The organism is Tenacibaculum soleae (assembly GCF_001693415.1).
GTDB lineage: Bacteria > Bacteroidota > Bacteroidia > Flavobacteriales > Flavobacteriaceae > Polaribacter > Polaribacter soleae.
Genome location: NZ_MAKX01000001.1, coordinates 438,809 through 451,038, shown reverse-complemented (window position 1 = coordinate 451,038; position 12,230 = coordinate 438,809). Strand labels below are relative to the sequence as shown.

The window sequence follows — 12,230 nt, the reverse complement described above, 5'->3', positions numbered from 1 at the left end:
TGTATTATAAAATTAAAAAGACACCTTTTAAGATGTCTTGATTAATAATATATACTTTAAATGGTTATTTTTTCATGGCACTTTTAATAAGTCCAACAATAATTAAAAGTACTAACCCTCCAACACCGCTACCAGCAATATTCCCTAAAATACCACCAATATCAATACCAAGCATTCCTAATAGTTGTGCACCAAAATACCTATAACCGAATTCTAAAGAGTTCTTAGCCAGAATTTTTTTAATAAGGCACCTGCTACGTTACCTCCAATTGCACGACTTAATAAACTGATAATTAATTCCAAAATTTATTGTTTTAATTAGTTAATTGGAATTAAAGAAAGGGAAAAATAATACAAAATAAAAATGTAATTGGTTGATTATTAGGTTTAAGTTAGTTTTTCTTCTAATGATTTTACAATAGCTTTTCCTATATTATCTTTCGTATACGCTTCTATTCCTTGTAATCCTGGTGTTGAATTTACTTCGATTAGCAACGGTCCCCTTTTTGATCGAACCATATCAACACCAGCAATTGGTAAGTTTAAATATTTTGCTGCTTTAATAGCTATTTCTTTTTCTTCGGATGATAAATTAACTTTAAATCCATTGCCCCCTTGATGAATATTTGAGCGAAAATCATCTTCCAAACCTTTTCGTTTCATAGACGAAACTACTTTGTCATTTATTACAAAAGCACGAATATCTTCGCTATTGCTTTCAGCTATAAACTCTTGTAATAAAATACTCGTATTGGTACTATACATCGTGTCAATAATCGATTTTGCAGATTTTTTACTTTCAGCTAAAATAACACCAGCCCCATGTGTACCTTCTTGCAATTTTATAATAATAGGAGCTCCGCCCAAAAAATCTATTTGTTCACCTATGTTTTCAGGGTTTACAGAAAACAATGTATCTGGAATCGGAATATATTTACGATTCATAATCTGTAAGGTACGTGCTTTGTTTTGCGATTGTAAAATACCTAAAGAAGTTGCCGTAGTATACACTCCGTTCATTTCAAACTCTTTAACAATAGCAGCACCATGTCTCGATGCAGAAGTTCCAATTCTGGGGATAATTACATCCGGAATATCAATAATATTTTCCCCTTTGTAAATTATTTCAGATATACCATTGGTAAGTTTTATAGAACACATCAAGTGATTAATAATTTTAACTTTATGCCCACGACGATTAGCTTCTTTAAATATTCTTTGCGTTGAATAGATAAGATCGCTAACAGAAAGAATAAAAATTGTCATAGTTTTATATGTTGAAATATCACAAATCTACTCTTTTTTTAGTCGAAAAAAACGCAGTTTAAAGTTATAAATACCAATGTTTTGTTAATTTTTTTGATATAGGTTTTACATGTAGTAATTTCATCAACTCTAAACAAACAACAATGAAAACCCTTTTTACATTTGTTGCTTCTCTTTTTACATTAGCAGCAATAGCACAACAACCAACAAGCTATTCAGAAATTCAACAATCACTTCAACAAAAAGAAGCGTTAACTAAAACATCAACAGTTAAAAACATCGCTTTTAAAAACATTGGACCAACAGTAATGAGTGGTCGTGTAGTTGATATTGATGTAAATCCAAATAATACTACTGAATTTTATGTTGGATATGCTTCGGGTGGAGTTTGGTATACAAACAATAACGGAACAACCCTTACGCCAGTTTTAGACAATTCAGCAACACAAAATGTGGGTGATATTGCAGTTGATTGGAATAGTGGGACTATTTGGGTAGGAACAGGTGAAAATAATTCATCGCGCTCTAGTTATGCCGGAATTGGTATTTTAAAATCTACGGATAAAGGTAAAACATGGACAAATGTTGGTTTACCAGATAGTCATCATATTGGTAGAATATTAATCAACCCGAACAATTCAGATGAAGTTGTAGTTGGAGTAATCGGTCATTTATATTCCTCAAATACCGAACGCGGAATTTTTAAAACTACCGATGGCGGAAAAACATGGAATAAAACCCTGTTTATTAATGAAAACACCGGAATTATAGATATTGCAGTAGCACCAAAAAATTTTAATGTAATGTATGCAGCTTCTTGGGAACGTGAACGTAAAGCGTGGAATTTTGATGGTAATGGAAAAAATTCATCAATTTATAAATCTACAGACGCAGGTGCAACTTGGGCAAAAATTTCTGATGAAAGTGGATTTCCTGTTGGAGACGGAGTTGGTAGAATTGGATTAGCGGTTTTTAATGAAAACATTGTGTACGCTTTACATGACAGTCAATATAGAAGAAAATCCGAAGGTAAGAAAACAGCATCTTTTAACCTTTCTAAAAAACAATTTGAAAATTTAAGTTCTGCTGATGTTTTAGCGTTAAGAAACAAAACTTTAGATAATTATTTGAAAGCTTATGGTTTTCAAGAAAAATTTAGAGCAGAAAATGCAAAACAATTATTAAGACCTGGAGGTGTTAAACCAAAAGAATTAATGACCTTTTTAGAAGATGAAATGGCTATTGTTTTTGAAGAACCTGTAATAGGAGCAGAGGTTTTTAAAACAACAGATGGAGGTGAAAATTGGAAAAAGCAGCACACAAGTTACTTAGATGGAATTTATAGTTCTTACGGGTATTATTTTGGTGAAATAAGAGTAGACCTACAGGATGAAAATAGTATTTATGTTTTAGGTATTGGAATTATTAAATCTAAAGATGGTGGAAAAACATTTACATCTATCAGTAAAGAAAACGTACATGCCGATCATCAAGCATTATGGGTAAACCCGAAAAAACAAGGACATTTAGTTGAAGGGAATGATGGAGGATTAAATGTTTCATATGATGATGGCGAAAGCTGGATAAAAGCAAATCAGCCTGCGGTAGGGCAATTTTATACGGTTTATGCTGATAATCAAAAAAATTATAAAGTGTACGGAGGTTTGCAAGATAACGGAGTTTGGGTAGCAAACAACAATGCAAAAATTGATAAGCGCTGGAAACAAACAGGTAAAAACCCGTACGAAAGTTTAATGGGTGGCGATGGAATGCAAGTTGCAGTTGATGATCGTAATCCGAATATTGTATATACAGGCTATCAGTTTGGTAATTACTATCGTATTGATAGAGCATCAGGAAGACAAAAATACATACAGCCGAAGCATACGTTAGGTGAAGTACCTTATCGATTTAACTGGCAAACTCCAATTCAGTTATCAAAACACAATCAAGATATTTTATATTTAGGAGGTAATAAATTACATCGATCATTAGATAAAGGAGATACTTGGGAGGCAATTTCGGGTGATTTAACACAAGGAGAAAAAAAAGGAAATGTTGCATACGGAACGTTAACGTCAATTTCTGAAAGTCCGTTTCAATTCGGATTGTTATATGTGGGTTCTGATGACGGATTTGTACATGTTAGTAAAAATGCTGGTGGAAGTTGGGAAAAAATATCAAACTCTTTGCCACAAAATTTATGGGTAAGTCGTGTAATTGCATCAAAACATAAAAAAGAACGCCTATATATAACCTTAAACGGATATCGATTTGACGATTTTACAAGTTACGTGTATATGTCGGATGATTATGGGAAAACATGGAAAAACATAGGCAAAACCATTCCAACATCACCAGTAAATGTGATAAAAGAAGATCCGAAGAAAGAAAATATTTTATACTTAGGTACTGATAACGGATTGTATGTTTCTTTTAATAAAGGTACAAAATGGGAATCATTTAAAAACGGATTACCAAACGTTGCAGTACACGATTTAGTAATTCAGCCAACAGCAAAACACTTAATTGTAGCAACACACGGACGTAGTTTGTATAAAGCCAATGTTGCACCTTTACAAGAGTTTAATAGTCAAGAAGCTGCTTTTTCTATTAAAAATATTAGAAAAAGAGATTCTTGGGGAAGTTCATGGAGCAAATGGTTACAACCAAATACTCCAGAAGTAGCAATTCCGTTTTATAGTAATACATCAGGAAAAACTAAAGTAAAAATTTACGCGAAAGACATTTTAGTAAACTCGATAGAAGTAACAATTGATAAAGGATTTAATGAAGCGGTGTACGATGTTTCTTTTTCTGTAAAAGGAAGAAAAGCATATCTTAAAAAATATAAAGAAGCAGTAGTTAAAAAAGCGAAAAATGATGTTTATTATTTACCTAAAGGAACTTATAAAGTTGTAATTAATAATAATGAACAGACTTTTGATGTAAAGTAAAAAGAGTATTTTTGTAATAAGATAATACTTGGTTTTTATTCGATAATCTGAACTTGTTTCTGGTTTTCATGATAAATAATCATTAATAAATTTTAAAGTGGGAATTATACGTGTAAACAACATCAGATTATTTACAAATCATGGATGTTTAGAAGAAGAAGCTAAAATAGGCTCAGAATATAGAGTTGATATAGAGGTGAAAGCAGATTTACAAAAATCAGCAAAAACAGACGAACTTACTGATACTGTTGATTATGTGCACTTAAATCATATTGTAAAAGAAGAAATGGCAATTCGATCTAAATTATTAGAACATGTTGCACAAAGAATTATTGATAGAATCTTTAATGAGATACAACTGGTTGATGAAGCGGAAGTTAGCGTTGCTAAAATCAATCCGCCAATTGGTGGTAATGTTGCCGAAGTAGTAATTGTATTAAAAGATGTGCGTAAAAGTTAAAAAAAGCTTGCGTTAAAAAATAAAAACTGTAAATTTGCAGTCTTAATTAATAAAAGGTGTCTTGGCCGAGTGGCTAGGCAATGGTTTGCAAAACCATGTACAGCGGTTCGAATCCGCTAGACACCTCAAAAAAACCTCAACTTCTTTATTGAAATTGAGGTTTTTATTTTTATAAAAAATAGTTGCTGAAAATTCATTTATCAAAAAAAGTTGGCACAAGTAATTGAAACTCTTTTTTACCTTTATCGGTTAAGTACGGATATAATAAAGCTATTAAACTATTTGTTTGATTATTAATATACTTGTTTGTAAACGCTTCTTTTTTATATATAGACGATGCATACAACCATGTATTGCCGAAATTAATCATTCTTTCAACTAAAAATTCACGTTCTTTTTTAAACTCAAAAGGTTTTAAAATTTGTGTCTCAATAAAATGATTAAACACAAAATCAAGTCCATTTTTTCTTCGGATGTAAACAGTATTAAAATGTGTTTTTATCTTTTTATTTAATGAAAGTAAATTATACAAATCGCTCCAAAAAAAAGTATAATCAACCATTCTTTTCATACTCGTTTTAATATCAATTTGCATTTTATCCAAAGTGATAGTTTGTTGCTCTAAATTAGCAATACGTTCATCAAAAGTAGCAACCATTTCAAAATAAAGCGCTTCTAAAATATCTTCACGTTTTTTAAAATGATAATTTAAATTACCTGAACTCATATTTAACTTTAAAGCAATCATTCTAATGGTAACATTGCCATATCCTAATTCATTAAATAAAATTCTAGAGGTGTTTAGTATTTTTTCTTTGGTTTTACTCATTTTTAAAGTGTGGTATACATCAATGTATTTGGTAGTTTTGCTTCAAAATTACAAAAATTAATGGCCGAATTATTTAAGAATATTTATAATCAAGATTTTTTTAATCAATTTACTAAGATTATTAAACAAGTAATTCCTGATTTTGACACACAATCATTTCTCCAACATATTTTTGATGTTGATTGGGATAACAAAGAGTTAAAACAACGAATGCGACATATTACCGTTGTTTTAAAAAATCATTTATCAGAAGATTACGAGAAAAATATAAATTTTATTTTTAAAATAATTGATCAATTAGAAAAAAATAATATAAGCGAAAAAAGCATAGAATATATGTTTTTTCCTGATTTTATTGAAGTTTACGGATTGGATAATTATACGATTTCAGTAAAAGCAATCGAAAAAACAACGCAATTTACAAGTTGTGAATTTGCTGTTAGACCTTTTATAATTAATTATTCATCTACTATGATTCCACAGTTATTTGAATGGTCAAACCATAAGCATGCAATGGTTAGAAGGCTTGCTACCGAAGGCTGTAGACCAAGATTACCTTGGGGAATTGGGATTCCTGCTTTAAAAGAAAATCCATCAGAAATTCTTCCAATTCTTGAAAACTTAAAAAACGATGTTTCAGAATCTGTTCGTAGAAGTGTGGCGAATAATTTAAACGATATTTCAAAAGACAATCCAGTAATTGTAATTGATATTGTTAAAAACTGGCAAGGAAAAACGGTTGAGGTTGACAAACTTTTAAAACATGCTAGTAGAACTTTGTTAAAAGAAGGCAATCAAGAGATAATGACCTTATTTGGTTTTGGTACTATTGATAAAATAAAGATCAAAAATTTTAAAATTCAAACTCCAAATGTAAAAATTGGAGAGGCTTTAATGTTTTCATTTCACCTTTTAAATACCGATATTATTGCTGCTAAAATTCGTTTAGAATATGGTTTGTATTATCAAAAAGCAAACGGAACCTTAGCTAAAAAAGTATTTAAAATTAGTGAAAAAGTATATGCCGAAAACTCAGCTACATCAATAATTAGAAAACAATCTTTTAAAATAATTACTACACGTAAATTTCATATTGGTAAGCATCAAGTTTCCATTATTGTAAACGGAATTGAATTTGAAAAATTGAGTTTTGATTTGGTATTATAAATATAGAGCCAATGTTATTAAATAATATGATCCGGAAACTATTCGTTAAAAAAAATAATAATTAATCAATTGGTTTGTAGTTGTTAGTGAGGTGTGTTAAAAACATTTATGCTATTGGTTTTTAAAAAATTATTACCATAGTAAAAAGCTGAAAATTATTATTGTAAATCAAAGACATAAATTAAAAAAAGCGACTGAGCTATATAATATATACCTTGTTAAATTCCCTACATCGGCTCTTATCTATAATAGCTTGGGAAATGCCTATAAAAAACTAGGAAAAAAGAAACACGCAAAGCAAGTTTATACAAAAGCTATTAAATTAGCAAAAAAACAAATGGATGTTAATTTAAAAAAGTATCAATTAAGTTTAAAAGAATTATAAATGCCTATTGACAAAGAAAAATACATCGCAGATCTTTTTAAAAAATTTGAAAGTTATGCTCCTATTTCAGAAAACTCAAAATCACTCATAGCTTCCATTGTTACCTTTCAAGAACTTAAAAAAGGAGAAGTGTTATTGCGTAACGGACAAACCGCCTCACAAATTCATTTTATTTGCAAAGGTGCTTTAAGAGCTTATGTAACCGATTATGATGGTAATATTTACAATAAAAATATTTTTTTAGAAAATGATTTTGCTGGATCAACGGTTTCGTATTTAAAAAACACACCTTCAAATTTTACATTAGAAGCATTGGAAAAAACTGTTTTAATCAGTTTAAATTATAAAAAATATCGTCATTTTATCGATACAAATAATGATCTTAAAGAGTTTTATATTGCTTATTTAGAAAAAAATTGGATTGTAGAAAAAGAACAACGAGAAGTAGCTTTGGTTATGGAAAATGCGACCGATAGGTATTTAATGTTACTCGCCAAACATCCAAATATTGATCAAAGAATACCACAATTACATATTGCAGCTCATTTAGGAATTACACCAACTCAATTAAGCCGAATTAGAAAAGATTTAAAAAAATAAGTAGCACATCAACATATGTTGATGTGAACAATTTAAATTCCATATAATTTTGTGTTATCATTATAAAACAAGATTATTATGGAACTTATAAAACATTTAAATTGGCGTTATGCTACCAAAATTTTTGATTCGGCAAAAAAAGTCTCTCTTACAGATTTAGAAAAAATAAAACAAGCAGTACAACTCTCCGTTTCTTCATACGGATTGCAACTGTATAAGGTGTTAATTATTGAAAAAAAAGCAATAAGAGAAAAATTAAAACCAGCATCTTGGAATCAAAATCAAATTACAGATGCTTCTCACTTATTGGTGTTTTGTAATTATACAAAAGCTAAAAATGAAGATATAGATGCATTTATAGAATTAACAGCAAATACACAACAAATAGCTGTTAAAAACTTAGAAGAATATGGCGATTTTATGAAAAGTAAAATTGATGAAATGAGTTCAAAAGAGAAAATCAATTGGACAAAAAGACAAACGTATTTAGCGCTTGGGAATTTACTAAATGCCTGTGCCGAATTACAAATTGATGCTTGCCCGATGGAAGGTTTTGAGGTTGAAAAATACAATGAAATTTTAGGGTTAGATGCACAAAACTTATCGGCAGCAGTTATTGCTCCAATTGGTTATCGTTCTTCAGAAGATCATACACAGTTTCGCCCTAAAGTTAGAAAACCATTAACAGAATTATTTCAAGAAATATGAATCAATACAGCTTATCATTACTCGCCGTAATTGGTGGTGTTTTTTTGGCAGCTCAAGGTGGCTTAAATTCTAATTTAGGAGTGTTATTAAAAAACCCATTAATGGCATCTGTAGCAGCTTTTTTTAGTAGTACAGTTTTTGCGATTGTTTTTATTTTTATAAGCTCTAAAAATTTACCAACAGCAGAAACTATTAAAGAAATTCCAATTTATTTATGGTTTACAGGTGGTTTGCTTAGCGTAATCGGTATCAGTTTGTATTATTATACCATTCCAAAATTAGGTATTTCAACAATGATATCGTTGGGCTTATTTGGTCAATTGGCGTTTTCTGTAATTGCAGGTCATTTTGGGTGGTTAAATTTACCAACCGAACCCATAACTATTAAAAGAATTATTGGTGTTTTTACCATGTTATCAGGAATATTATTAATTAATTTAAAATGAAAAAAGAAAAAAATATACAACAAAAAAATATTGAAAATTTAACAGAGTTATGGAAAACAGTTGGAGTTTATTTTAATGGATATCATCAATTTCCAGCATTTGAATATGCTGAGGTTTTTGGAACGCAATGGCCAAATAGATTGTGGTTTGATCAAAAAATAGATCAAAAAAATATTGATGAAATAAAAAGCAAGCTAGCAATAACTTCTTCAAATATTACCATTCCTATTTGGGATTATTATCCGAATAATAATATACAGCTTTTTGTAGCCAATGATTTCAAATTAAAGTTCGAACAAGTAGGTATGTCTTTAAAATTAGAAACATCTTATGAGTTAAACGAGAATTTTAAATTATTACTGGTTTCAAACGAAAAAGAAGCAAATATTTGGGCGGAGCTGTTTCAAAAATCTTTTGGATATGTGATTGGTGATAAAACAGTGTTAAAAACATTAAAAAACATTAACTATTACCTTGCCCTTGATGGAAACAAACCTGTAGGAACTACGTTGACATTTGAAACTGATTCTATTATTGGCGCACATTCAGTTGGCGTTCCTCCACATAATCGTAGAAAAGGATATGCAGATAAAATCATGAAGGCATTGATAAATAAAGGTATCGAAAACAATAATGAATATATGGTTTTACAAGCTTCGGAGATGGGAAAAGGTTTGTATTTAAAACTAGGTTTTCAAGCTGATTTTTTAATCAAGAATTACGTTTTATAGATGGATGGTCGTTTAATTTTTTTCTATTATGTATAGATTGTAACTTCTTTTTAGAATTAAGAAAATAAGCTTTATCATCAATATTTAACGATTGGTGGTATTTAAATAACAGTTCGTCACAAAATTTTATATACCTCTGTAATAAGCTTTATTTTTATGGCACTAACTGTATAAATTTGTTAAAGCAATAATGAATAAAAGCATTACTTATTACATCACTTTATTAGTTTTAAAACTAAAAGACGTAAAAAAGACCTTTAGTGCCGAGCCTATAGATTATAAAAAAATTAGGAAAGAAAATGTGCATCATCCAAAAACAAGTTCTTTTAAAAATAAAAAAATAAGAAGTTTTAAAATCAGTAAAACCTCAATTACAGAGATAAAATCAGAAAAAACGTTAGATAAATTAGTGCTATTTATTCACGGCGGTGCTTTTATTTCTGGGCCAGCAAAACACCATTGGGATACTTTGCGTGAAATAGCAAAACATACAAATTTAACCATTTGGATGTGCAATTATCCGAAAGCTCCAGAACACAAAATAACTGAAATCTCAAACAATATTGATGCTGTATATCAACAAGCATTAAAAAAGTATAAAGGAAAACAAATAACATTAATAGGTGATTCTGTTGGAGGTACTTTAGTTACCACTTTAACACAGCGATTAATCAAGAATAATGATGAATTACCTAATAAAATCATATTGATTTCTCCTGTGATGGATGCAACAATGTCTAATAAAACAATTGCTATTGTTGATAAAAAAGATCCGATGTTGTCTAAAAAAGGAGTACTAAGCGCTAAGAAAATGTGTGTCGGAAATGTTGATTTAAAAAATGAAATAATTTCCCCCCTTAACGGAAGTTTTAATCAGTTTCCGAAAACTATTTTGTTTTTAGCTGAAAACGATATTACATATCCAGATCAACAATTAGCTGTTCAAAAAATGAAAAAATACAATGTGGAGGTTGAAGTTGTTTTTGGAGATAAAATGCCACATATTTGGCCGTTATTACCTGTTATGAAAGAAGCTAAAAAGGCTTTAAGTGAATTAATTAAAAGATTGTAAAAGAAAAAATGTCGATAACAAAAGAAGAAGAATTAGTAGGAATGCAAAAAGTTAGCGAAGCTGTAGGTACAACGTTAAAAAAAATGAAAACTTTTGCAAAAGTGGGTATGTCTACCAAAGAATTAGATTATTATGGTGCTGAATTGTTAAAAAGTTACGGTGCAAAATCGGCTCCTTTCGAAACTTACGGATTTCCAGGGTATACTTGTATTAGTGTAAATGAGGTTGCAGCGCATGGAATTCCATCAAAAAAAATTATTTTAAAAGAAGGGGATTTAATAAATATTGATGTTTCTGCCGAATTAAATGGTTTTTGGTCAGACAACGGAAGTTCTTTTGTTCTTGGAAAAGATGTAAACAATCATCAACCTTTAGTAAATGCATCAAAAGAAATTTTAATGAAAGCGATTAATAGTACAAAAGGAGGTGTTAAAATTGCTGACATTGGTCATATAATTGAAACTGAAGCTAAAAAAAGAGGCTTTAAGGTAATTGAGAATTTAGCAGGTCACGGTGTTGGAAGAAGTTTACACGAAAAGCCAGAAAACATTTTAAATTACCGAGTTAAAAGCAACAGAGAGCGTTTTAAAAAGAATACAACTGTAGCTATCGAAACTTTTATTTCAACTAAGTCAACGGTAGCGGTAGAGTTAAAAGATGGTTGGACACTGGTTGGTAATAAAGGAGGTTATGTAGCACAACATGAACACACTATTTTAATTACTGATAAAAAACCAATCATTTTAACAACAGCTAACGGTAGTATTTAAAAATGAGAAATAGCCTCTATTTATTCGTAGTGTTTTTTGCAATAAGTGCTTGTAAAAATAAAGTTGAAAACAAAAGAAAAGAAATTGTTAATCTTGAAATTAAGAAAATAATAGAACCTGAGTTTCAAAAAATTATAAACAATCAAAACGTAACAGGAGCTGTACTAATTTATGATTTAAAAAAGAACACCTATTATTCCAATGATTTTGATTGGGCAACAATTGGTCGTTTACCAGCCTCTACTTTTAAAATTCCGAACTCTATTATTGCCTTAGAGTTAGGGATTGTTAAAAATGATAGTACTTTATTTGCTTGGAACGGCGAAAAGAGAGCGTACAAGATTTGGGAACAAGACCTAATTTTAAAAAACGCATTTCATTATTCGTGTGTGCCTTGTTATCAAGGAATAGCAAGAAAAGTTGGTGTAAACAGAATGCAAAACCTTCTTGATGAATTAGAATTTGGTAACATGAAGTTTGATACAATCACCATTGATAATTTTTGGTTAGAAGGAAGCTCTAAAATCAATCAATTTGAGCAAATCGATTTTTTAAAGCGACTTTATGAATCAAAACTTCCTATTTCTAAAAGAACAGAAGGGATTATGAAAAAAATGATGCTTGTAAAAGATATAGAGAATTTTAAATTAAGAGGAAAAACAGGCTTATCTGTTAGAAGTGGTAAAAGAAATGGCTGGTTTGTAGGATATCTTGAAAAGAACAAAAATGTCTATTTTTTTGCAACAAACATTGAACCTAATTTAGATACCAATCCTAATCTATTTACCAAAGCTAGAAAAGAAATAACTATTGAAGCTCTTAAAAATATAGAATAAAAC

The 12,230-nt window shown here is 29.8% G+C and carries 13 protein-coding genes and 1 tRNA gene; 12 read left to right on the top strand and 2 right to left on the bottom strand.

Annotation, left to right across the window (positions count from 1 at the left end):
* Positions 1 to 387 precede the first annotated feature (387 nt).
* Entirely contained in the window at positions 388 to 1,266 is an 879-nt protein-coding gene (locus tag BA195_RS02015) for a RimK family alpha-L-glutamate ligase (RefSeq protein WP_068701925.1), read from the bottom strand.
* Positions 1,267 to 1,409: 143 nt separating this feature from the next.
* On the opposite strand from BA195_RS02015, the gene BA195_RS02010 reads away from it, so the two are divergent.
* From BA195_RS02010 to BA195_RS02000, 3 genes are all read left to right on the top strand, one after another.
* Entirely contained in the window at positions 1,410 to 4,223 is a 2,814-nt protein-coding gene (locus BA195_RS02010; protein ID WP_068701923.1) for a WD40/YVTN/BNR-like repeat-containing protein, read from the top strand.
* A 97-nt stretch (positions 4,224 to 4,320) separates the two neighbouring features.
* On the top strand, positions 4,321 to 4,683 hold the full coding sequence (gene folB, locus BA195_RS02005; RefSeq protein ID WP_068701921.1) for a dihydroneopterin aldolase: 363 nt from the start codon (positions 4,321 to 4,323) through the stop codon (positions 4,681 to 4,683).
* A gap of 55 nt (positions 4,684 to 4,738) precedes the next feature.
* Positions 4,739 to 4,809: transfer RNA gene (locus BA195_RS02000), tRNA-Cys, on the top strand.
* A 67-nt stretch (positions 4,810 to 4,876) separates the two neighbouring features.
* On the opposite strand, the gene BA195_RS01995 is transcribed toward BA195_RS02000, so the two are convergent.
* On the bottom strand, positions 4,877 to 5,512 hold the full coding sequence (locus BA195_RS01995; protein WP_068701919.1) for a TetR/AcrR family transcriptional regulator: 636 nt from the start codon (positions 5,510 to 5,512) through the stop codon (positions 4,877 to 4,879).
* A gap of 9 nt (positions 5,513 to 5,521) precedes the next feature.
* Here BA195_RS01995 and BA195_RS01990 point away from each other — a divergent pair, with 9 nt between their 5' ends.
* The 9 genes from BA195_RS01990 (at position 5,522) to blaOXA (ending at position 12,227) form a co-directional block, all read left to right on the top strand.
* On the top strand, positions 5,522 to 6,679 hold the full coding sequence (locus tag BA195_RS01990) for a DNA alkylation repair protein (RefSeq protein WP_245662308.1): 1,158 nt from the start codon (positions 5,522 to 5,524) through the stop codon (positions 6,677 to 6,679).
* A gap of 148 nt (positions 6,680 to 6,827) precedes the next feature.
* Complete coding sequence (locus tag BA195_RS14620) at positions 6,828 to 7,064, top strand: tetratricopeptide repeat protein (protein ID WP_084443013.1); 237 nt, start codon at positions 6,828 to 6,830, stop codon at positions 7,062 to 7,064.
* Positions 7,065 to 7,664, top strand: a complete 600-nt coding sequence (locus BA195_RS01985) for a Crp/Fnr family transcriptional regulator (protein ID WP_068701915.1) — start codon at positions 7,065 to 7,067, stop codon at positions 7,662 to 7,664. It begins immediately after the preceding gene.
* A 78-nt stretch (positions 7,665 to 7,742) separates the two neighbouring features.
* Positions 7,743 to 8,372, top strand: coding sequence for an NAD(P)H-dependent oxidoreductase (locus BA195_RS01980; protein ID WP_068701913.1), 630 nt, complete (start codon positions 7,743 to 7,745; stop codon positions 8,370 to 8,372).
* Complete coding sequence (locus BA195_RS01975; RefSeq protein WP_068701911.1) at positions 8,369 to 8,818, top strand: DMT family transporter; 450 nt, start codon at positions 8,369 to 8,371, stop codon at positions 8,816 to 8,818. The genes BA195_RS01980 and BA195_RS01975 overlap by 4 nt, the downstream gene beginning before the upstream one ends.
* Entirely contained in the window at positions 8,815 to 9,549 is a 735-nt protein-coding gene (locus BA195_RS01970) for a GNAT family N-acetyltransferase (RefSeq protein ID WP_068701909.1), read from the top strand. Before BA195_RS01975 ends, BA195_RS01970 begins: the two co-directional genes overlap by 4 nt.
* 190 nt (positions 9,550 to 9,739) lie before the next feature.
* Positions 9,740 to 10,621: an alpha/beta hydrolase fold domain-containing protein gene (locus BA195_RS01965; RefSeq protein WP_068701907.1), complete on the top strand. Its 882-nt coding sequence runs from the start codon at positions 9,740 to 9,742 to the stop codon at positions 10,619 to 10,621.
* Between the two features lie 8 nt (positions 10,622 to 10,629).
* Positions 10,630 to 11,391, top strand: coding sequence for a type I methionyl aminopeptidase (gene map, locus BA195_RS01960; RefSeq protein WP_068701905.1), 762 nt, complete (start codon positions 10,630 to 10,632; stop codon positions 11,389 to 11,391).
* Positions 11,392 to 11,393: 2 nt separating this feature from the next.
* Entirely contained in the window at positions 11,394 to 12,227 is an 834-nt protein-coding gene (blaOXA, locus tag BA195_RS01955; protein WP_068701903.1) for a class D beta-lactamase, read from the top strand.
* Positions 12,228 to 12,230: the final 3 nt, after the last annotated feature.